The sequence below is a fragment of the Pseudomonas sp. NPDC087029 genome (assembly GCF_044745345.1).
In the GTDB taxonomy this organism is placed as follows: domain Bacteria; phylum Pseudomonadota; class Gammaproteobacteria; order Pseudomonadales; family Pseudomonadaceae; genus Aquipseudomonas; species Aquipseudomonas faucium.
Window position 1 is genome coordinate 85,845 of record NZ_JBIVAB010000002.1, and the last position, 19,646, is coordinate 105,490.

At 63.9% G+C, this 19,646-nt stretch carries 20 protein-coding genes; 9 read left to right on the forward strand and 11 right to left on the reverse strand.

Translation table 11 applies throughout. The annotated features are described in order from the left end of the window. Positions 1-49: 49 nt before the first annotated feature. Both ACIPG5_RS03830 and ACIPG5_RS03835 read right to left on the reverse strand, forming a co-directional pair. Positions 50-340, reverse strand: a complete 291-nt coding sequence (locus tag ACIPG5_RS03830; RefSeq protein WP_176513272.1) for a PsiF family protein — start codon at positions 338-340, stop codon at positions 50-52. Positions 341-403: 63 nt separating this feature from the next. Continuing rightward, complete coding sequence (locus ACIPG5_RS03835; RefSeq protein WP_401373433.1) at positions 404-1,192, reverse strand: AraC family transcriptional regulator; 789 nt, start codon at positions 1,190-1,192, stop codon at positions 404-406. A gap of 126 nt (positions 1,193-1,318) precedes the next feature. Here ACIPG5_RS03835 and ACIPG5_RS03840 point away from each other — a divergent pair, with 126 nt between their 5' ends. Further along, positions 1,319-2,212: a DMT family transporter gene (locus ACIPG5_RS03840; RefSeq protein WP_286912732.1), complete on the forward strand. Its 894-nt coding sequence runs from the start codon at positions 1,319-1,321 to the stop codon at positions 2,210-2,212. Here ACIPG5_RS03840 and ACIPG5_RS03845 read toward each other — a convergent pair. After that, positions 2,193-3,083 carry an alpha/beta fold hydrolase gene (locus ACIPG5_RS03845; RefSeq protein ID WP_401373435.1) on the reverse strand — a complete coding sequence of 297 codons (891 nt, stop codon included), beginning with the start codon at positions 3,081-3,083 and terminating at the stop codon, positions 2,193-2,195. The two genes, ACIPG5_RS03840 and ACIPG5_RS03845, sit on opposite strands and share 20 nt — an antisense overlap. Before the next feature lie 124 nt (positions 3,084-3,207). On the opposite strand from ACIPG5_RS03845, the gene osmE reads away from it, so the two are divergent. Next, positions 3,208-3,567, forward strand: coding sequence for an osmotically-inducible lipoprotein OsmE (gene osmE / locus ACIPG5_RS03850; protein ID WP_286912730.1), 360 nt, complete (start codon positions 3,208-3,210; stop codon positions 3,565-3,567). 30 nt (positions 3,568-3,597) lie between these two features. Beyond that, on the forward strand, positions 3,598-4,128 hold the full coding sequence (locus ACIPG5_RS03855; protein ID WP_176513261.1) for a bacterioferritin: 531 nt from the start codon (positions 3,598-3,600) through the stop codon (positions 4,126-4,128). Positions 4,129-4,242: 114 nt separating this feature from the next. Here the strand turns inward: ACIPG5_RS03855 and ACIPG5_RS03860 are convergent, their stop codons facing one another. Continuing rightward, the gene (locus ACIPG5_RS03860; protein WP_401373438.1) at positions 4,243-6,309 is read right to left on the reverse strand and encodes an AsmA family protein; all 2,067 of its coding nucleotides are present in this window, start codon (positions 6,307-6,309) and stop codon (positions 4,243-4,245) included. 331 nt (positions 6,310-6,640) lie between these two features. On the opposite strand from ACIPG5_RS03860, the gene ACIPG5_RS03865 reads away from it, so the two are divergent. The 3 genes from ACIPG5_RS03865 to ACIPG5_RS03875 all read left to right on the forward strand — a co-directional run bounded on the left by ACIPG5_RS03865 (position 6,641) and on the right by ACIPG5_RS03875 (position 8,951). Then, positions 6,641-7,048, forward strand: a complete 408-nt coding sequence (locus ACIPG5_RS03865) for a phage infection protein (protein WP_176513257.1) — start codon at positions 6,641-6,643, stop codon at positions 7,046-7,048. A 122-nt stretch (positions 7,049-7,170) separates the two neighbouring features. After that, positions 7,171-7,803 (forward strand): TetR family transcriptional regulator, encoded by a 633-nt coding sequence (locus tag ACIPG5_RS03870; protein WP_401373440.1) that lies wholly within the window; start codon positions 7,171-7,173, stop codon positions 7,801-7,803. Positions 7,804-7,853: 50 nt separating this feature from the next. Continuing rightward, positions 7,854-8,951: an AGE family epimerase/isomerase gene (locus ACIPG5_RS03875; RefSeq protein WP_401373442.1), complete on the forward strand. Its 1,098-nt coding sequence runs from the start codon at positions 7,854-7,856 to the stop codon at positions 8,949-8,951. Between the two features lie 72 nt (positions 8,952-9,023). On the opposite strand, the gene ACIPG5_RS03880 is transcribed toward ACIPG5_RS03875, so the two are convergent. The 6 genes from ACIPG5_RS03880 to ACIPG5_RS03905 form a co-directional block, all read right to left on the reverse strand. After that, on the reverse strand, positions 9,024-9,791 hold the full coding sequence (locus tag ACIPG5_RS03880; protein WP_176513251.1) for an SDR family oxidoreductase: 768 nt from the start codon (positions 9,789-9,791) through the stop codon (positions 9,024-9,026). 668 nt (positions 9,792-10,459) lie between these two features. Continuing rightward, positions 10,460-11,176: an ABC transporter ATP-binding protein gene (locus tag ACIPG5_RS03885; RefSeq protein WP_401373444.1), complete on the reverse strand. Its 717-nt coding sequence runs from the start codon at positions 11,174-11,176 to the stop codon at positions 10,460-10,462. Further along, the gene (locus ACIPG5_RS03890) at positions 11,173-12,048 is read right to left on the reverse strand and encodes an ATP-binding cassette domain-containing protein (RefSeq protein WP_176513247.1); all 876 of its coding nucleotides are present in this window, start codon (positions 12,046-12,048) and stop codon (positions 11,173-11,175) included. The genes ACIPG5_RS03885 and ACIPG5_RS03890 overlap by 4 nt, the downstream gene beginning before the upstream one ends. Continuing rightward, positions 12,045-13,346 (reverse strand): high-affinity branched-chain amino acid ABC transporter permease LivM, encoded by a 1,302-nt coding sequence (gene livM, locus ACIPG5_RS03895; protein ID WP_176513246.1) that lies wholly within the window; start codon positions 13,344-13,346, stop codon positions 12,045-12,047. The genes ACIPG5_RS03890 and livM overlap by 4 nt, the downstream gene beginning before the upstream one ends. 2 nt (positions 13,347-13,348) lie before the next feature. Beyond that, entirely contained in the window at positions 13,349-14,263 is a 915-nt protein-coding gene (locus tag ACIPG5_RS03900) for an ABC transporter permease subunit (RefSeq protein ID WP_236236695.1), read from the reverse strand. Between the two features lie 155 nt (positions 14,264-14,418). Beyond that, a complete protein-coding gene (locus ACIPG5_RS03905; RefSeq protein ID WP_176513242.1) occupies positions 14,419-15,555 on the reverse strand; it encodes an ABC transporter substrate-binding protein in 1,137 nt (378 codons plus the stop codon). Between the two features lie 499 nt (positions 15,556-16,054). Here ACIPG5_RS03905 and pncB point away from each other — a divergent pair, with 499 nt between their 5' ends. Next, positions 16,055-17,260 carry a nicotinate phosphoribosyltransferase gene (gene pncB / locus ACIPG5_RS03910; RefSeq protein ID WP_176513240.1) on the forward strand — a complete coding sequence of 402 codons (1,206 nt, stop codon included), beginning with the start codon at positions 16,055-16,057 and terminating at the stop codon, positions 17,258-17,260. 3 nt (positions 17,261-17,263) lie between these two features. Beyond that, the gene (gene nadE / locus ACIPG5_RS03915) at positions 17,264-18,091 is read left to right on the forward strand and encodes an ammonia-dependent NAD(+) synthetase (RefSeq protein ID WP_176513238.1); all 828 of its coding nucleotides are present in this window, start codon (positions 17,264-17,266) and stop codon (positions 18,089-18,091) included. Between the two features lie 98 nt (positions 18,092-18,189). On the opposite strand, the gene azu is transcribed toward nadE, so the two are convergent. Then, positions 18,190-18,636, reverse strand: a complete 447-nt coding sequence (azu, locus tag ACIPG5_RS03920) for an azurin (RefSeq protein WP_176513236.1) — start codon at positions 18,634-18,636, stop codon at positions 18,190-18,192. Positions 18,637-18,986: 350 nt separating this feature from the next. Here azu and ACIPG5_RS03925 point away from each other — a divergent pair, with 350 nt between their 5' ends. After that, entirely contained in the window at positions 18,987-19,574 is a 588-nt protein-coding gene (locus tag ACIPG5_RS03925) for a TIGR00730 family Rossman fold protein (RefSeq protein WP_176513234.1), read from the forward strand. Positions 19,575-19,646: the final 72 nt, after the last annotated feature.

The window sequence follows — 19,646 nt, forward strand, 5'->3', positions numbered from 1 at the left end:
GGAAAGACCCGCAGTCTGCCAGCCTTGTGGCCACAGGCATAGGCGCAGGTCATTTCTTCTTCAGGCAGTCGCTCATGTACGTCTTGCGCGCGTCGCCCTTGAGCGCTTTGTCGCTGGCGTCTTTGTTGCACAAGGTCATCTTTTCCTGCTGGGTGGGCGCAGGAGTCGCGTCTTTCTTCAGGCACGTGCTCATGAACGCCTTGCGCTCATCACCCTTGAGTGCCTTGGTGGTGGCGTCGGCGTTGCAGGTTTTCATCTTTTCCTGTTGCGCGGTGGCGGCGAATCCTTGCGCGCTGAACAACACAGCCAATACCAGCAACGGCATTTGCAGCATTTTCATGGAGTGGTCTCCTTGTCTCCGCGCCCGATGCACGGTGGTGCTGAACAGTGTAGACAAGAATTTTTACAAACCTGCCCGTGCCTGCCGCCGGTACTGCTCCGGCGTGCACTGGGCCTGGCGCTGGAACATGGCGATGAAGGCCGAGGCGCTGCTGTAGCCCAGGTCGAAGGCAATCGCCTGGATCGGCTGGCCGGCTTCCAACGCTTCGATGGCGCGCAAGAAGCGCAAGCGCAGGCGCCACTCGCCGAAGCTGATGCCCAGCTCGCGCAGAAACTGGCGCGCCAGGGTGCGCTCGCTGACATGCACCTGCGCCGCCCAGGCGGCCAGCGGGCGGTTGTCGCCGGGCTCGGCACCAAGGGCGTCGAGCACCTGGCGCAGGCCGTCGCTGCGGGCGAATGGCAGGTAGCAGGTCTGGGTCGGCGCCAGCAGCAGTTGGTCGAGCAGCACCTGGACCAGGCGCTGGTCGCGCTCATCCTGCGCCACCTTCAGGTCGCGCCGGGCGAAGTCGCCGAGGATGGCCTTGAGAATGTCGCTGATCACCAGGCTGCACGGCTGTTGCGGCAAGCCTTTGCACAGGCTGCGCTGCAGATAGACCGAGCGGTAGACGATGGCCTGGGGGTTGTAGCAGCCATGCTCGGTGCCCGGCGGCACCCACACCGCGTAGTGCGGGGGTGAAAGGAAGCGCTGGCCATCGACGTCCAGGTGCATGACGCCATGGGCGGTGTAGTTGAGCTGGCCCCAGGCGTGGCGATGGGGGGCGCTGTGGGTGTCGGCGCCGAACTCGTCGTGGCGGAAATACACCGGCGCCGGGAGCTCGTCGAACTGGGGGATGTCGAGGTATTTGCGGGCCATGGTGTCTGCTTGCAGGGGCAGGTTGTCTGGATACGAGTATAGGCTTGCGGACGGACAGCGGATAATAGGTGCTTATCGGGGCCCCCTGGGCGGCCCTTTCGCAACACCTCAGAGAATCACAGCGGCATGAATTACCTCTTCCCCCTCACCGCCATCCTCATCTGGGCTGGCAATACCGTGGTCACCAAGCTCTCCGCCGGTGCCATCCACCCTGCCGAAATCGGCTTCTACCGGTGGCTGCTGGCCGGCCTGCTGTTCACCCCGTTCCTGCTGCCCAAGGTGTGGCGCAACCGTGCGGCGATCCGCCCGCACCTGGGCAAGGTGTTCGTGCTCGGCGTCCTGGGCATGGCGCTGTACCAGAGCCTGGCGTACTTCGCCGCCGGCATCACCAGCGCCACCAACATGGGCATCATCCTCTCGCTGATGCCGCTGATGTCGCTGGCCCTGTCGATCGCCTGGCTCGGCCAGCGCCTGACCTTCGGCGCCTTGTTCGGCGCGCTGGTGTCGTTTTATGGCGTGCTCGAAGTGGTGTCTGCCGGCCACCCTGGCGCGCTGCTCGAACAGGGCCTGAACAGCGGCGACCTGCTGATGCTGGTGGCTACCCTGGCCTATGCGCTGTACAGCTTCCTGCTGAAGAAATGGCAGCTGCGCCTGCCGCCTTTGCAGCTGCTGTACCTGCAGGTGCTGGTGGCGATCCTGGTGCTGCTGCCGCTGTTCCTGCTCTCGGAAAAGACCGGCCTGAATGCACATAACGTCGGCCTGGTGCTGTATGCCTGCGTGCTGGCCTCGATGGTCGCACCGCTGGTGTGGATGCAGGCCGTGCACCGCCTGGGGCCTAGCCGCACGACGCTGTTCTTCAACCTGCTGCCGGTGGTGACCGCGCTGATCGCCGCCGGCGTGCTCGATGAACGCCTGGCCAGCTACCACCTGATCGGCGGCCTGCTGACCCTGGCCGGCGTGGTCCTCGCCGAACGCTGGACCACGCCTGTACGCCGTGCGGCTACAGCCCCGCAGCCTTGAGCCGCGCGGCGTGCTCGGTGAACAGGCGCACAGGCTCAGCGCCCTTGCCGACGGCGCCCAATGACTGGTTGACGATGTCCAGGTGATCGAGCGGGAAGTCGTCGCCGATCACCTGCCCCAGGTGTGAACTGAAGCGCCCGACCATGCCGTCGCAGTGGCCCTTTTCCTTGACGAAGCTGCGCGCGAACAGGCGGCAGAAGCGGTTGCTGCCGTCGAAGCGGTTGCTGCCCTGGTCGGTGAGCCCAGGCTGCAGGGTGCCGGACCAGGAGTAGTAGCGCACGCCATCCACCTCGCTCGGCCCTTCACCGCCCCAGGTGTCGGGCAAGCCCTGTGGATAAGCCTGGTTGAAGCGCGCCACGCCGGCACTGGTCAGGGCCTGGTGCGAAGCGTGCACGTCAACTGGCAGCGGGTCGCGGCGCCAACCGGTTTCCAGCCACACCAGCAACATCCCCAGGCCGTGCAGTGCGGCCTTGAGCAGCCGGCCCTGGGGCGAGTCGCCCGGCGCCGTGCGCTCCAGGTGGTCTGCCAGTTCCGAGCCGTGGTTGGGCCCGGCCACGGAGGTGACCGAGGCAACCCGGCCTGGCCGCTTGGCGGCGGCGTAGCGGGCATTCAAGGCGCCCTGGCTATGGCCGATCAGGTTGACCTTGTCGGCGCCGGTGCGTTGGCAGATGTCCTCGATGATCGCCAGCAGCTGCTCGCCGCGCACCTCGTTTGAGTGCAATGGCGAAACCTGCACCGGAAACACCTGCGCGCCACCCTTGCGCAACGCCGGCACGATGCCGAACCAGTAGGGGTAGAGCAGCACCCTGACGAAGCCGAGCATGCCCGGTACCAGCACCAGCGGGTAGCGCGTGGCCAATTCCTGCCCCATTGCCCAGCCCCCTCTCCATGGACGATCGGCCCACACTACAGCGGCCTTGATGACCATCGCAATCGAACTCCTGACGCGCGCTGCGGTTCCAACCCAGAACAGACCCTGTGCAAGGAGCGGGACCATGTACAAGCAGACCCTGGCAATCCTTCTGGCAAGCGCCACCCTGGCCGCCTGCGGCAGCCGCCCGGAAAACCCGGTGGACTACGTCACCTACCGTGACCAGCCGCTGGTCAAGCAAGTGGAAAACGGCATGACCATGCAGAAGGTCATTGCCATCGGCGGCAGCCCATCCAACGTGATCGATTTGCCGCACGGGGGCACCTGCAACGACTACATCCTCAACCAAGACGGCCGCCAGCAGCCCTACTACGTGCGTTTCGACGCCACCGGCCACGTCGATGCCAAGGGCTTCAAGACTTGCAAGCAACGAGAAGAGGACAGCGAAGCGGTACGAGACGCGAAAGCCTCCGTCACACCTTGACCCACCGTCCTGATCTGTTTGGAGACAACCATGAGCAACGTTGAACTGACCGATGTGCAAACCCTGCGCAAGCGCGCCCGCCAGCATGTGGAACAAGGCGCCGTGACCGAGGGCTACCAGGCTGACCGCAAGGAAATCCTGCGCCTGCTCAACGAGTCGCTGGCCACCGAGCTGGTCTGCGTGTTGCGCTACAAGCGCCATTACTTCATGGCCAGCGGCATCAAGGCGAGCGTCGCGGCCGAAGAGTTTCTCGAGCATGCCAATCAGGAAGCCGAGCACGCCGACAAACTGGCCGAGCGCATCGTGCAGCTGGGCGGGGAGCCGGATTTCAACCCGGACAACCTGACCAAGAATTCCCATGCCCAGTACGTGGCGGGTAATTCGCTGAAGGAGATGGTGCTGGAGGACTTGGTGGCCGAGCGCATCGCGATCGACAGCTACCGCGAGATCATCCAGTACATCGGCGATACCGACCCGACTACGCGGCGCATCTTTGAAGACATCCTGGCCCAGGAAGAAGAGCACGCGGACGACATGTCCGACTTGCTGCAAGGGTTGTAATCGCACGGGGCTGCTTTGCAGCCCTTTCGCGACACAAGGCCGCTCCTACAGACGACCACGTTGTTCTGTAGGAGCGGCCTTGTGTCGCGAAAGGGCCGCAAAGCGGCCCCCTTGCTATTTCCTGCCCTTCACCGCAGCCGGCGCCTTGCCGGCTTTCATCTGCTGCAGCAATGGCGTGCACTGGTTGGGCTGGTCGCCACTGCTCGGCGCCACCAGCGCCAGCAACCCCGCCGCAGGCCCTGCAACGACACCCAAGGCCACCATCCCCGCCCCGCGCAAGGCCAGCGGCACCGCCTGTACACCCGCGCTCGGCTTGGCGAACGGCCCGCGCACATACAACGGCGAGCGCAGCGAGAACAGCCGCAGGCCCTTGGATTCCGGGCTGATCTTCAAATCCAGCTGCTCGCTGGCAAAATTCGCCGTGCCATTGATGTAGATGATCGCGTTCTCGGTATCGAAGATGAACAGCCGCGTGGTCGCCAGGCCATCCTTGATGCCGACATCGGCCGCCGCGCAATTGATCTTCACGTCCTCGTCGCCAAACAGCTTGCCGACCACATAGTTGCCGACGTTGAGCCCGGCGATCTCCATCAGGCTGCGGCTGATCGCCCCATCGTTGATCAGCATGCGCAGGTCGCCATTGGCCGTGCCCAGCAGCGCCGCCACCGAGTTGCCGCGGCCGCTGATGTCGGCATCGCCATTGAGCTCGCCGAAGCTGGTCTGCATGGGCGCAAAAGTTGGGAACAGCTGCTTGAGCTTGAAGCCGCGCGCGGTCAGCTGGGCGCGGCCCTGCAGGGGCACGCTGCGCCCGTCCAGGCGAATGTTCGAGGCCAGGTTGCCGCCGGCCACGCCAAAGCGCAGCGGCTCCAGGCGCAGCAGGCCGTCTTCGAGGATAACGTGGGCAGACAGGTCATTGAACGGCAGCTGCTCGCTGTGGACGATGCGTTTGCCGGCGAAGGTGACGTCCGCATCCATGGCGCGCCAGCGTTCGGTGCGAAACTCCTCCACCGGCAGCACCTTGCCGCTTGGCTGTTTGCTGGCACCGCCGCGGGCCTTCTGCTCGGCGTTGGAATCGGCGCCGATCAGCGGCGCCAGGTCCTTGAACAGCAGCTGGTTGGACACCAGCTTGCCGGAGAGCTTGGGCCGCGGCTGGCTGGCGACGAAGGCCAGGTCGCCATGAATGTCGCTGTCGCCGATCTTGCCGTTGAAGCCCTGGTAATTGAATGTCGCGCCCCCGGCGGCATGCAGGTTGGCCGTGAGGTGGCCGTCGGTTTCGTAGGCAGGGGTATCGGGCAGGGTCACGCCGGTCAGCGGGTAGAGGTTGCCAAGGCTTGCGCCCGACAGGCGCAGGCGCAGGTCGAGGGCGCCCAGGTTGCGCGGGTCGGTCAGGGTGCCGGCCAGCACCACGTGGGTGTCGGCGATGCGCACATCGGCCTGCAGCGGGAATGGCTGGTTGGCATCCTGCAGCGCCAGCAGGCCGCCGATCTTGCCGGTGCCGGACACCGGCTGGTCCTTGTAGCGGCCCTGGGCCTTGAAGCCGAAGGCGTAGTCCTGGGCACCCCCGGCCTTTTCGGCGCTGGCCTTGCCGACGATGTCGCTGAACGGGATCGGCTTGCCCAGCGGGTCGACCTGCACCTTCATGCTGGTTTTCAGGGTCTGGTCATCGAAACTGACGTTGCCCTGGTCGAAGCCGATGGCGCCGATGTCCAGCTGCCACTTGGAAGGCTCGGCGTTTTCGTCCTTGGGGCCGAAGTCGAAGGTCCAGTTGGCCCGGCCATCGGCCAGGCGGGTCAGGCTGGCGGTAGGTTTGACCAGGTCGATGCGCGGGATGACGATCTGCTGCAGCACCAGCGGCAGCGGCGCCAGGCGAAACTCGACACGCTCAAGGCCGACCATCTGCGGCGTCTTGAGCCACTCGGGGTTGCCCAGGGTCAGGTCCTCGGCGATGAAGTGCGGCCAGGGCACCCAGGCACGCCAGCCGCCTTCTTCGGGCTCGGTGCGCCAGTGCACGGCGAGGTTGCCGTTGATGGCGAAGGGCCGGTGCAAGGCCTCGGAGACCTTCTCGTTGAGCAGTGGCTTGACGCGATTCCAGTCGAAGGTGGCGATCAGCACCACCAGGATCGCCAACAAGGTCAGCAGGGTGGTGAGGGTCCAGACGAGGATTCTGGCGGGACGCGTCATTGCGTGGTTCTCCTGACGGCATGGCACAAAGCGGGCACAGCGATGGCACTCAATATCTGGGACTGATGAAAACCCGTGGGGTTTTATCGGTGGCGTGCATGATAGCGAAGTTTTTCGCAGCTTCTGCCTCGGCCATTGGTCTTGGCGGGGTGCGCAGCAGATACCGGCCAGTAGCCATCTACGACCTTGAAAGCAGTGGATTAGAGCCCCTGAAAAGGTCTATCAATCCGGTCGATTGTTACCATTACCCGTATGAACTTCTCTCTGGTGCTCCCGGGCGTAGCATTGGCTCCGTACCCACTTTCCAGCCCCGCCAAGGAGCACCGAGACCATGAAACGCGCCCTGCTTACCCTGACCCTGTCCATTCTGGCCGCCAACGCTTTCGCTGTGCCAGCTGCCGACCAGCACCTGACCGCCGAATCGCGCTCCAGCGCCGCCGAAATCGCCCAACCACTGAAAACCGTAGCCGAAGGTGGTTCTGATCGCTTGATCGAACGCAGTGGCCGCGTCGCCGAAGGTGGCTCGGATCGCCTGATCGAACGCTCTGGCCGCGTTGCCGAAGGTGGCTCCGACCGCCTGATCGAACGCTCCGGCCGTGTTGCCGAAGGTGGCTCCGACCGCCTGATCGAACGCTCTGGCCGTGTTGCCGAAGGTGGCTCCGACCGCCTGATCGAACGCTCTGGCCGTGTTGCCGAAGGTGGCTCGGATCGTCTGGTTGAAATCAGCCATGTGAGCTGATCGCCATGGCCGAAAACAACAACCTGACGCACAGCGCTTGCTCCCCTCCCAGCCCGGTCCATTGACCGGGCTTCGTTTTTTTATCTAGAGTGCCCAGCCTTACCGTCTCAGAATTACCTGCCATGCTGCCGCGCGCCGAACAGAAGCTCCAGACCCGCCAGGCCCTGCTCGACGCTGCCTGCCAGCTCATGCAGAGCGGCCGCGGTTTCGGCAGCATCAGCCTGCGCGAAGTGGCCAAGGCGGCGGGTATCGTGCCCACCGGCTTTTACCGGCACTTCCCCGACATGGACGCCCTGGGCCTGGCGCTGGTGGCCGAAGTGGACGCCACCTTCCGCCATACCATCCGCCTGGTGCGGCAGAACGAGTTCGAGCTCGGCGGCATCACCGACGCTTCGGTACGCATCTTCCTCGACGTGGTGGCCGCCCACCGTGCGCAATTCCTGTTCCTGGCGCGCGAGCAGTACGGCGGCTCGCAAGCGGTGCGCCAGGCCATTGCCGGCCTGCGCCAGGGCATCAGCGACGACCTGGCCACCGACCTTGCGCGCATGAAGCGCTGGCGGCACCTGGACAAGGCCGCCCTGGCAGTGATGGCCGACCTGGTGGTGAAAACCGTGTTTGCCACCCTGCCCGAACTGATCGACAACCCCGAACAGGGTTATCCACAGGCACTCACCGCACAGGAAAAGATCACCCAGCAGTTGCGTTTCATCTTCGTCGGCGCCCGGCATTGGCAGGGCCTGGGCAATCCGGGCTGAGCCCGAGTTCTGCTACCATGGCGCACTGCCTGACCCTGACGAGCACCTTCATGCCCAACCCCTGCCCCCTTCAGCCCGCACTGGCCCGCTTCAACCAGCACTTCGCCGAACGCATCGTGCCGCTGTGGCAGGGCCCGGGCTGGAACGCCGACATGGCCCTGCCCTACGAAGCCCTAGACGCCGGTCACCAGCCGCTGCCGGTGCAGCGCTACCGGGCCATGGCCTGTGCGCGTCAGCTCTACCTGTTCAGCAGCCGCATCGAGCAGCCGGGGGCAGCCGAACGCGCTGCTGCACTGTTCCGCTCGCTGCAGCGGCATTTCCATGATGCCGAGCACGGCGGCTGGTTCTACAGCATCGATGCCCAAGGCAAGCCGCTGGACCGGCGCAAGGACCTCTACACCCACGCCTTCATCGTCTTCGCCTGCGCCCACTACTGGGGCAAGGTGCGCGAAGGGCTGGTGGAATCCGCCCTCAATGCAGCCCTTGAGATCGTGGCCGAGCAGTTCGCTCGCGACGATGGCTTGTACGAAGCCAGCCTGGGCGAAGATTGGTCCGACCTGGGCAGCGGCCCCTTGCAGAACCCGCAGATGCACCTGGCCGAAGCCTTCCTGCAGGTGCTCGCCGTGCGTGAAGACGACGCGGTTCGCCACGACCTGCTGCAACTGTGCGAGGCGCTGCAGGCGCACTTCATCGAACCGCAGCACGGGCTGATGCTGGAGAAGCCTCGGGGTGCTGTGGATAACTGGTTCGAACCGGGGCACCAGTTCGAATGGTTCTACCTGCTGCAGACTTCGCCGCTGCTGCGCGGCACAGCGCTGCACACCTCCATCGATCGCGCCTTTGGCTATGCCGAGCAGTGCGGGGTGAAGGATGGGGCGGTGCTGGCCATGCTCGATGTAGACGGCAAGGTCATCGATGCCACCCAGCGCATCTGGGCGCAGGCGGAGTATCTGCGGGCGCTGGTGCTGCGTTCAGGGAATGAAGCGCAACTGGCTCTGCAGTTGCAGGCCATGGAGCAGCGGTTCCTGCATGCAGGTGGCTGGTATGAGTGCCGCGACACTGAGGGTGCGGTGAGCCGGCATGACATGCCTTCGACGACGCCCTATCACCTGGCGACTTGCCTGGAAGGTTTGCAGCGCCTGAGCTGACGTATTCGCGGGGCAAGCCCGCTCCCACACATTCACCAGCACCTGTGGGAACGGGCTTGCCCCGCGTCTGAATCAGCCCTTGGCCGAGCGGTCGATCGAGAACCCCGCCCAGTCCTGGCTCACCGGCATCAGCTCGAGGCTGTTGATGTTGATGTGCGCCGGCTGGTTGAGGATCCAGAAGATGGTCTCGGCGATGTCCTGCGGCTGGATCGGCTCGGCGCCGGCGTAGGTGGCATCGTACTTGGCCTGGTCGCCGCCGAAGCGCACCAGCGAGAACTCGCTCTCGCACAGGCCCGGCTCGATGTTGCTGACGCGCACGCCCGTGCCGCGCAGATCGCAGCGCAGGCTCAGCGAGAACTGGCCGACGAAGGCCTTGGTGCCGCCGTACACGTTGGCGCCCGGGTACGGGTAGTTGCCGGCCACGGAGCCGACGTTGAGGATCGATGCGCCGCGGCCATGGGCGATCAGGCGCGGCAGCAGCAGGCGGGTGGTGTACATCAGGCCCTTGATGTTGGTGTCGACCATGGTTTCCCAGTCGTCCAGGCTGCAGTTCTGCGCCGCATCCACTCCCAGTGCCAGGCCTGCGTTATTGACCAGGCCGCGCAGCTTGTCGAAGCCGGCAGGCAAGCTGGCGAGCGCTTGTTCCATGGCTTTGCGGTCGCGCACGTCAAGCACCAGGCCGTGCACTTCGGTCTTGGCCGACAGCTCGGCGCACAGGGCATCCAGGCGGTCCTTGCGGCGCCCGGTGAGTACCAGCTTCCAGCCGGCATCGGCAAAACGGCGGGCGGTGGCCTCGCCAAAACCGGAAGTCGCGCCAGTGATGAATACGGTGGACGTCATGCTCTGTTCCTCGCGGTGGATAGGGTCTTCGGCAGGCCATCCAGCATGCCTTTGCTTGGCCTTGGCAGCAAGGCGTCAAAGCAGCTGGTCATTTTTTGTACATAGTCGCGAAAGCCCCGCTGCAGAGCGGCTGGCGTCAGGTATACGCATGTTATCCACAAGCCTTTCCCCACGGATTGGGGGCAACTTGGCTGCCCAGCGGAACCCTTTCAGCGAACTGTGGTCGGCGGGTGATGGCTCAACGCTTTCAAGCATGCCGTCTGCAGCGGTCTGTCCAAGGGTTTTTCACAGAGTTATCCACAGGCAATCGGTGAATTCAGGGCGTATCAGATCTGTGGAAAAAAGCCTGTGCAATCATCCACAAAGCATCACTGATCAAAAAATGAACAGATGCTTGAAGCCCTTGCAATCAAAGGGTTCGAGCGAGGTGCCACCATGTTTTCCACAGGCGGTTCCACATTATCCGTGGAAAACATAGCGCCTGTGGAAACAAGGGGTTGCGAAGGGTTTGTAGTGCGCTTCGAGAAAGATATGCGACAAGTTGTCCACATGTGCCAGGGGCCGCTGTGCGGCCCAATCGCCGGCAAGCCGGCTCCCACAACGGCAGGGGTGAACCTGTGGGAGCCGGCTTGCCGGCGATTGGGCTGCGCAGCAGCCCCCAACTGTCTTCAGTGCCCGCCCAGGTAGGCGTTGCGCACCTCTTCGTTGACCAACAGCTCCTGCCCGGTGCCGGTCATGCGGATCTCCCCGTTCACCATCACATACGCCCGGTCGGACAGCTTCAGCGCATGGTTGGCGTTCTGCTCTACCAGGAAGATGGTCATCCCGGTCTTGGCCAGTTCACGCAGGGTCGCGAAGATCTGCTTGACCACGATCGGCGCCAGCCCCAGCGAAGGCTCGTCGAGCAGCAACAGCTTGGGCCGGCTCATCAACGCCCGCGCAATGGCCAGCATCTGCTGCTCGCCGCCGGACATGGTCATGGCCCGCTGGTTGCGCCGCTCCTTCAAGCGCGGAAACAGCTCGAACATGCGCTGCATGTCTTCGCTGGCATGCTTGTCGCCAATGGGGATGGTGCCCATCATCAGGTTTTCCTCGACGGTCATGTCGGGGAACACCCGCCGCCCTTCCGGCGACTGGGCGATGCCGTTGGAGGCGATGTAGTGCGACGACTTGCGGGTGATGTCGGTGCCGCGATAGAGGATGTGCCCGGCCGCCGCACGCGGCTGGCCGAAGATCGACATCAGCAAGGTCGACTTGCCGGCACCGTTGGCACCGATCAGGCTCACCGTCTCGCCTTCGTTGATGTGCATCGAGACTTTCTTCAGGGCCTGGATCGGCCCGTAGAACACGTCCAGTTCTTTCAGCTCGAGAATGGGTGCACTCATACCAGCTCCTCTTCGTCGGCACCCAGGTAGGCGGCGATCACCGTCGGGTTGTGGCGGATGTCCTGTGGCGCGCCTTCGGCGATCACGTTGCCGTGGTCGAGCACGACGATATGGTCGGAGATGCTCATGACCATGCCCATGTCGTGCTCGATGAGCACCACGGTGATGTCATGCTCGTCACGCAGCACGCGGATCATGCGGCTCAGCGCCTCGGTCTCCTGCGGGTTGAGGCCGGCAGCCGGCTCGTCCAGGCAGATGATCTTCGGCCGCGTGCACATGGCCCGGGCGATTTCCAGGCGGCGCTGCTGGCCGTAGGACAACTCGCCGGCCAGGCGGTTGGCGCAATCGACCAGGTCGACCACCTCCAGCCAGTAGAACGCATGGTCCAGGGCATCGCTCTCGGCCTTGCGGTAGGCCTTGGTGTTGAGCACCCCGGCCAGCAGGTTGCGGTTGACCCACATGTGCTGGGCCACCAGCAGGTTTTCCACCACCGACATTTCCTTGAACAGGCGGATGTTCTGGAAGGTGCGCGCCAGGCCCGCGCGGTTGACCAGGTGGGTACCGCCGAACATCTTGTAGTACAGGCGGTTGGCAAACTTCGCCGGCGACACGAAGTCGGTCGCCTGGAAGCGCTCGCCGAGCAACTGGATGACGTTGGTGTGGCTGCCGCGCACGTTCAGCTCGATGCGCCCGCCGCTGGCCTTGTAGAAGCCGGTGAGGCAGTTGAACACGGTGGTCTTGCCGGCGCCGTTGGGGCCGATCAGGGCGAAGATCTGGTTGCGCCGGACCTTCAGGCTGACATCGCTGAGCGCCTTGATGCCACCGAACTGCATCATCAGGTTGTCGACCGAGAGAATGATTTCGTCGCTCATGGCGCCACTCCTTTACGCGGGACCACACCGGTGCGGCTGATGCGAATCAGCCCGCGCGGTCGCCAGATCATCATCAGCACCATCAGCACGCCAAACAGCAGCACGCGGTATTCGGAGAAGCTGCGCAGCAGCTCCGGCGCCACGGTCAGCACGAAGGCGGCGATCACCACGCCGACGGTCGAGCCCATGCCGCCGAGCACGACGATGGCCAGGATCAGCGCCGACTCGAAGAAGGTGAACGACGACGGGTTGACGAAGCCCTGGTAGGTGGCAAAGAACACCCCGGCAAGGCCCGCGGTGGAAGCGCCGAGGGTGAACGCCGAGAGCTTGACCAGCACGTGGTTCAGGCCCATCGAGCGGCAGGCGATTTCGTCTTCGCGCAGCGCTTCCCAGGCGCGGCCGACCGGCATGCGGGTCAGCCGGTGCTTGACGTACAACACCGCCAGCACCACCAGGAACAGCACCGCGTAGATGAACACGAACTTCAGGTTGGCGTTGTAATCGATGCCGAGAAACTCATGGATCGGCACCCCACCGTCCTTGGCCCGGCGGCCGAACTCCAGGCCAAAGAAGGTCGGCGACGGCGCCGGCATGCCGTTCGGGCCGCCGGTGAACGACAGCCAGTTGTTCAGCACCAGGCGGATGATCTCGCCAAAGCCCAGGGTCACGATGGCCAGGTAGTCACCGTGCATGCGCAACACCGGGAAGCCGAGTATGCACCCCGCCAGCGCCGCGGCGATGGCCGCCAGCGGCAGCACGCTCCAGAAGCCCAGGCCCAGGTACTGGTAGCCCAGCGCCAGGCCGTAGGCGCCAATGGCGTAGAAGGCCACGTAGCCCAGGTCGAGCAGGCCGGCCAGGCCCACCACGATGTTCAGGCCCAGGCCCAGCAGCACGTAGATCAGGCCGAGGATGACCACGGTCAGCAGGTACTTGTTGGCGAACACCGGGAAGATGATGGCGATCACGATCAGCGCCGGGATGATGTAGCGCAGCCGCGACTTGTAGCCCGGGGCGTTGACATGCACGCCCGAACCGCCGCTGTCGAAGCCCTCGAGCATGCGCCGCCCGGCGGCGGTCTGTACGTACAGGCTGAGCAGAAAGCGCCCCAGCATCACCCCGCCGACCAGCCAGGCCACCCGGCGCGGCTCGGCATTGAAGGTGTAGCCGTCGAGCACCACGCCGACGATCGGGCCGAACACGATGAGCGCCAGCAGGCCCGCGACGATGGTCTCGAGCACACTGCGTTTGAGATCGAAACCCTTGGTTTCGGAGGCAGAAGCAATCTTGGCAATCGACATGTTCACACCTTAGCCACGAGCGGGCGACCCAACAGGCCTTGTGGGCGGAAGATAAGGATCATCACCAGCAGCGAGAAGCTGAATACGTCCTTGTAGTCGGAGTTGATCAGGCCGGAGAACAGCGATTCGGAGATCCCCAGGATGATCCCGCCCAGCATCGCCCCAGGCAGCGAGCCGATACCACCGAGCACGGCGGCGGTGAACGCCTTGATGCCGATGATGAAGCCTGCGTAGAAGTCGAAGGTGCCGTAGTTCATGGTGATCAGCACGCCGGCCAGGGCGGCCATCACGGCCCCGATGACGAAGACGTAGGAGATCACCCGGTCGGTGTTGATGCCCAGGATCGACGCCATCTTGCGGTCTTGCTGGGTGGCGCGGCACATGCGGCCGAGCTTGGTGTACTTGATCACGTAGGTGAGCAGGCCCATGCCGACGAAGGCGGCGACCAGGATGAAGATCTTGGTGTAGGTCAGTTGCACGAAGCCTGTGCCCACCTCGACGCGCCAGGCGCCTTCGAGCAGGGTTGGCACGCCTTGCTGGCGGGCGCCCTGGCTGATCTGCGCGTAGTTCTGCAGGATCAGCGAGATACCGATGGCGCTGATCAGCGGTGCCAGGCGGGTGGAGTTACGCAGGGGTTTGTAGGCGATGCGTTCGATGGTGAAGCCATAGACGCCCGTGACGACGACGGTGAACAACAAGGTCCCCAGCATCAAAAGCGGGAACGATTCGACGCCGAAATAGGCCAGCAATGCCAGACTGATTGCCGCGAGGTACGCGGAAATCATATACACCTCGCCGTGCGCGAAGTTGATCATGCCGATGATGCCATAGACCATTGTGTAGCCGATGGCGATCAGGCCATAGACCGACCCGAGGGTCAGGCCGTTGACCAGTTGCTGCAGGAAAATACCATCCATAACGCAATCTCACCTGATTGAGATTGCACGAGCGCCGACCACGGCGGGCCCCGGATGCAGCGGCCCTCGCAGCGCAGAACTGTGCAGATCTTCGGATAAAGACAGGTACCGCGGGGCACTGGCCCGGGCATCAGCGCCCGGGCCGTTGGCCATTGTTATTTTTGTTTTTCCAGCTGGTGGTACTTGCCTTGGGCATCCCACTGGTAGACCACGTAGTCGGAGACTTTCAGGTCGCCCTTGCTGTCCCATTCCTTCTTGCCCATCACGGTTTCGACGGGGTTGGCCTTGAGCCACTTGGCGGCGTCTTCGCCCTTGTTCGACTTGGCGCCGTTGAAGCCGGCGGCCAGCGCCTGGATCGAGGCGTAGGCGTACAGGGTGTAGCCTTCAGGCTCGGTACCGGCCTTGCGGAACTCCTCGACCACCGCCTTGCTTTCCGGCAGCAGGCGCGGGTCGGCGCCAAAGGTCATGTACACGCCGTCGACGAACTGCGCACCGCCGGCAGTGGCCACCAGTTCGTCGGTGACGATGCCGTCATCGGACATGAACTTGACGTCCTTCAGGCCCTGCTCGCGCAGCTGGCGCACCAGCGGGCCGGCTTCGGGGTGCAGGCCACCGAAGTACACCACGTCGGCGCCAGCGGCGCGGATCTTGGTGACCAGGGCGCTGAAGTCCTTCTCGCCGCGGGTCAGGCCTTCATACAGCACCGGTTCCACGCCGCGTTTCTTCAGCTGCTCCTTGGTGGCATCGGCCAGGCCCTGGCCGTAGGTGTCCTTGTCGTGGATGACTGCGACCTTCTTGCCCTTGAGCACGTCGACGATGTAGTTGCCGGCGACGATGCCCTGCTGGTCGTCACGGCCGCACATGCGGAACATCGCGTTCAGCCCGCGCTCGGTGACCTGCGGGTTGGTGGAGCCTGGGGTGATGGCGATGACGCCGGCCTCGTCATACACCTCGGAGGCGGGGATGGTGTTGGAGGAGCAGAAGTGCCCGACCACGCCGATCACCTTGTCCTGATCGACCAGGCGGTTGGCCACGGCCACGGCCTGTTTCGGCTCGCAGGCGTCGTCGCCTTTGACCAGCACGATCTTCTCGCCGTTAATGCCGCCCGCAGCGTTGACCTTGTCTGCCGCCGCCTGGGCACCTTTCATGTATTGCTCGCCAAACGCTGCGTTGGCCCCGGTCATGGGGCCCGCGACGCCGATCTTCACGTCGGCCTGTACAAACGAAGAAACACCCAGGGCCGTTGCCACGGCAAGTGCCAGGAAACCTTTCTTGTAAAACGTCTGCGACATGAGGTGGTGCTCCTAGAGTTTTTTTTGGTTGGCACTACAACTTCTCAGCCCTGTGCTCCGAGCAAGGGCCGTGCCATCGGTTTTGTCTTCCGGGAAAACACACTGGGCAAGGGCCAGGCAGGCGACCGGCGGCCTTTTCTTTATTGAGCGTGCAACCGTCTGCCGTGCGGCAGGCGCCACCACTCGTACAGACAAGGAGCAACCGCGCTGTGCCATCATTGCAACCCTGGCAAGTGTTTACGTGCAACCGCCCTGTAACCGCACACCGTCACCGAACTGCACACCGCTGGTGCGCGACTGCTACAGGCGGCACTGTTTCAAGGCTAGCTGGTGCACGGAAAAACACCTGTTTTGGCCGTGATGGCGCCATCGCCGGCAAGCCGGCTCCCACAATTAACGCTGTGGGAGCCGGCTTGCCGGCGATAGGGCCGGTGCTGACACAACAAAACTGAAAAGACTGGCACAATGGCCGCCATTCGCCGCTTCTGGAGCCCCCTTGATGAGCGAGAGCGCATTCGCCGAGCGCATCGTGCACAACCTGCTCGACACCGATTTCTACAAGCTCACCATGATGCAGGGCGTGCTGCACAACTACCCGGACGCCGACGTGGAATGGGAATTCCGCTGCCGCAACGGCGAGGACCTGCGCCCCTACCTGGGCGAGATCCGCCGCCAGCTCGAACTGCTCAGCGACCTCACCCTGGATGATGGCCAGCTGGCCTTCCTCGAACGCATCAGCTTCCTCAAGCCCGACTTCCTGCGTTTTCTGCGCCTGTTCCGCTTCAACCTGCGCTACGTGCACCTGGGCATCGAAGAGGGCCAGCTGTGCCTGCGCCTGCGTGGCCCCTGGCTGCATGTGATCCTCTTCGAAGTGCCGCTGCTGGCCCTGATCAGCGAAGTGCGCAACCGCCACCTGCACCCGCACATGCGCCTGGCCGAAGCGCGCGACCAGCTGCACCGCAAGTTCGACTGGCTGCGCGCGCATGCCAGCGACGATGAGCTGGCCGAGCTGCAGGTCGCCGATTTCGGCACGCGCCGGCGCTTCTCCAGCCGCGTGCAAGCCGAAGTGGTGCAGGTGCTGCGCGACGAGTTCCCGGGCCGCTTCGTTGGCACCAGCAACGTCGACCTGGCATGGAAACTGGATATCAAGCCGCTGGGCACCATGGCCCACGAGTGGTTCATGGCCCACCAGCAGCTCGGCCCGCGGCTGATCGACAGCCAGATCGCCGCCCTCGACTGCTGGGTCCGCGAATACCGCGGGCTACTTGGCATCGCGCTGACCGACTGCATCACCATGGATGCCTTCCTGCGCGATTTCGACTTGTACTTCGCCAAGCTGTTCGACGGCCTGCGCCACGATTCGGGCGAGCCGGTGGCCTGGGCGGAAAAGGCCATCGCCCACTACCAGAAACTGGGCATCGACCCGATGACCAAGACCCTGGTGTTCTCCGATGGCCTGAACCTGACCCGCTCGCTGGAAATCTTCCGTGCCCTGCGCGGGCGCATCAACGTCAGCTTCGGCATTGGCACCAACCTGACCTGCGACATACCAGGCGTGGCGCCAATGAACATCGTGCTTAAAATGACTGACTGCAATGGCTCGCCGGTGGCCAAGATCTCCGACGAAGCTGCCAAGACCCAGTGCCGCGACCCCAACTTCGTCGCCTACATGCGTCACGTATTCAAAGTCCCCAGCAAGGAGTAACCCATGCAAGCCGTTCAGCAAGAGATTGCCCAGGCGCTGAAGGTGCAGCCGCCGTTCGCAGACGCTGCAGCGCTGCAGGCCGAAGTCGCCCGGCGCGTGGCGTTCATCAAGGATTGCCTGGCCAACGCCCGGCTCAAGACCCTGGTGCTGGGTATCAGCGGCGGCGTCGACTCGCTGACCGCCGCCCTGCTCGCCCAGCGCGCCATCAACGAGTTGCGCGCCGAGACCGGCGACCCAGCCTACCGCTTCATCGCCGTGCGCCTGCCGTACCAGGTGCAGCATGACGAGCACGACGCCCAGGCCTGCCTGGACGTGATCAAGGCCGACGAACTGCACACGGTCGACATCGCCCCGGCGGTGCGGGCGCTGGCCAAGGAAGTGAAGGCGCTGGAAGGCGGCTCGCCGAGCCTGGTGGATTTCGTCGTCGGCAACGTCAAGGCGCGCACGCGCATGGTGGCGCAGTACACCATTGCCGGCGCTCGCGCAGGGCTGGTGATCGGTACCGACCACGCGGCTGAAGCGGTGATGGGCTTCTTCACCAAGTTTGGTGACGGTGCCTGCGACCTGGCGCCGCTCAGTGGCCTGGTGAAGAACCAGGTACGGGCCATTGCCCGCAGCTTTGGCGCGCCGGAGTCACTGGTGGAGAAAGTGCCGACCGCCGACCTGGAAGACCTGGAGCCGGGTAAGCCGGACGAGGCCTCGCACGGGGTGACCTACCAGCAGATCGATGCGTTCCTGCATGGGCTGCCGGTGGAGCAGGAAGCGTTCGACATCATCGTGGCGACCTACCGCAAGACCCAGCACAAGCGCGAACTGCCGTTCGCCCCATAAAAACTTCGCGGGGCAAGCCCGCTGCCACAAGGTACATACCGAGTGGCAGCGGGCTTGCCCCGCGAATGGAAGGCAACGCCCTCCCGAGCATCAGCTCATCACTTGACGACGACAGTGCCCTTCATCATCGAAATGTGCCCTGGGAACGAGCAGAAGAAGCCGTAGTCGGTGCCTGCAACCAGCTTGGCCACATCGAAGGTCACCGAGTCTTTCTCGCCGGCGCCAATGATCTTGGTGTGGGCGATGACGCGCTCGTCACCTTCTTTCAGGTAGTTCTTGTCGATGCCGGCGGCCAGGCCATCGGTCGCGATCGGCTGCATGTCAGCGGCCTTGCTGATGACGATGTTATGGCCCATGACATTCTTCGGCAGGTTGCCGGAATGCTCCAGGTTCACGGTGAATTGCTTGCAGCTCTTGTCGATGACGATTTCCTTGGTGTTGAAGGACATCTGGTCGGTCGAGTCGACAGTCACCGAACACTCGGCTGCGAAGACGGAAGCGCTGGCGAGGGTCAGCAGGGATACCGCTACAGCTTTCGCAAACATCATGAATCTCCTTGGCAGGGTTTTTATCAATTGCGAGACTGCCTGAAACCGTTCGTCCGCTGGCTGATATGAATCAACAGTGGCGTCAAGTGGCCAGGCAGTAGAATTGTTCAATGGATTGTATACAACCAATCTAAGGGCACATCATGCCCTTTTACTAGACGATGGGACAACCTCTCATTTAGGAGCAACGCCCATGTCCTTGTCCAATTTCATGAACAGCCTGCTCGCAGCCTACGCCCACGGCGCCACCGGCGCGAGCTGCGAATTCTCCCGCCCGGAGTGAACGCGGCCTTGGAAGCGCCAGGCCTGCGCCGTACCCTGTCACGCAAAGTGACTGGAGATGAACAATGCCTGTACGTTCCGTTTGTGTGTTCTGCGGCGCCAGCATCGGTGCCAACCCCGCCTACCGCGAAGCTGCCGTTGCCCTTGGCCAGGCCATCGCCCGCCGCGGCCTGACCCTGGTCTATGGCGGTGGCGCGGTGGGCCTGATGGGTACCGTGGCCGACGCCGCCATGGCCGCCGGTGGCGAGGTGATCGGCATCATTCCCGAAAGCCTGATGAACGCCGAAATCGGCCACAAGGGCCTGACTCGCCTGGAAGTGGTCGACGGCATGCACGCGCGCAAGGCCCGCATGGCCGAGCTGAGCGACGCCTTCATCGCCCTGCCGGGCGGGCTGGGCACGTTGGAAGAACTGTTCGAGGTGTGGACCTGGGGGCAACTGGGCTATCACGCCAAGCCGCTGGGGCTGCTCGATGTGAACGGGTTCTATGAAAAGCTTGGCGGGTTCCTCGACCATATCGTCGAAGAGGGATTCGTGCGGCCGCAACATCGGGCGATGTTGCTGCTGGAGCAGCAGGCGGATGCACTGCTGGATGGGATGAACGACTTTGTCTCGCCGGTGTTGCCAAAGTGGGTGGACAAGAAGCCTGATTGATCGAGGGGCCGCTCTGCGGCCCAATCGCTGGCAAGCCAGCTCCCACAGAGATTGCACGGAACCTAAGGCCTG

Coding starts and splice junctions, on each gene's coding strand:
- osmE (WP_286912730.1), top strand. CDS start 3,208: ATGTACAAGCAGACCCTGGCAATCCTTCTGGCAAGCGCCACCCTGGCC.
- ACIPG5_RS03845 (WP_401373435.1), bottom strand. CDS start 3,083: ATGGGGCAGGAATTGGCCACGCGCTACCCGCTGGTGCTGGTACCGGGC.
- livM (WP_176513246.1), bottom strand. CDS start 13,346: ATGTCGATTGCCAAGATTGCTTCTGCCTCCGAAACCAAGGGTTTCGAT.
- ACIPG5_RS03860 (WP_401373438.1), bottom strand. CDS start 6,309: ATGACGCGTCCCGCCAGAATCCTCGTCTGGACCCTCACCACCCTGCTG.
- ACIPG5_RS03875 (WP_401373442.1), top strand. CDS start 7,854: ATGCCCAACCCCTGCCCCCTTCAGCCCGCACTGGCCCGCTTCAACCAG.
- ACIPG5_RS03835 (WP_401373433.1), bottom strand. CDS start 1,192: ATGGCCCGCAAATACCTCGACATCCCCCAGTTCGACGAGCTCCCGGCG.
- ACIPG5_RS03880 (WP_176513251.1), bottom strand. CDS start 9,791: ATGACGTCCACCGTATTCATCACTGGCGCGACTTCCGGTTTTGGCGAG.
- ACIPG5_RS03870 (WP_401373440.1), top strand. CDS start 7,171: ATGCTGCCGCGCGCCGAACAGAAGCTCCAGACCCGCCAGGCCCTGCTC.
- pncB (WP_176513240.1), top strand. CDS start 16,055: ATGAGCGAGAGCGCATTCGCCGAGCGCATCGTGCACAACCTGCTCGAC.
- ACIPG5_RS03865 (WP_176513257.1), top strand. CDS start 6,641: ATGAAACGCGCCCTGCTTACCCTGACCCTGTCCATTCTGGCCGCCAAC.
- ACIPG5_RS03905 (WP_176513242.1), bottom strand. CDS start 15,555: ATGTCGCAGACGTTTTACAAGAAAGGTTTCCTGGCACTTGCCGTGGCA.
- ACIPG5_RS03855 (WP_176513261.1), top strand. CDS start 3,598: ATGAGCAACGTTGAACTGACCGATGTGCAAACCCTGCGCAAGCGCGCC.
- ACIPG5_RS03890 (WP_176513247.1), bottom strand. CDS start 12,048: ATGAGCGACGAAATCATTCTCTCGGTCGACAACCTGATGATGCAGTTC.
- nadE (WP_176513238.1), top strand. CDS start 17,264: ATGCAAGCCGTTCAGCAAGAGATTGCCCAGGCGCTGAAGGTGCAGCCG.
- ACIPG5_RS03900 (WP_236236695.1), bottom strand. CDS start 14,263: ATGGATGGTATTTTCCTGCAGCAACTGGTCAACGGCCTGACCCTCGGG.
- ACIPG5_RS03885 (WP_401373444.1), bottom strand. CDS start 11,176: ATGAGTGCACCCATTCTCGAGCTGAAAGAACTGGACGTGTTCTACGGG.
- azu (WP_176513236.1), bottom strand. CDS start 18,636: ATGTTTGCGAAAGCTGTAGCGGTATCCCTGCTGACCCTCGCCAGCGCT.
- ACIPG5_RS03840 (WP_286912732.1), top strand. CDS start 1,319: ATGAATTACCTCTTCCCCCTCACCGCCATCCTCATCTGGGCTGGCAAT.
- ACIPG5_RS03925 (WP_176513234.1), top strand. CDS start 18,987: ATGCCTGTACGTTCCGTTTGTGTGTTCTGCGGCGCCAGCATCGGTGCC.
- ACIPG5_RS03830 (WP_176513272.1), bottom strand. CDS start 340: ATGAAAATGCTGCAAATGCCGTTGCTGGTATTGGCTGTGTTGTTCAGC.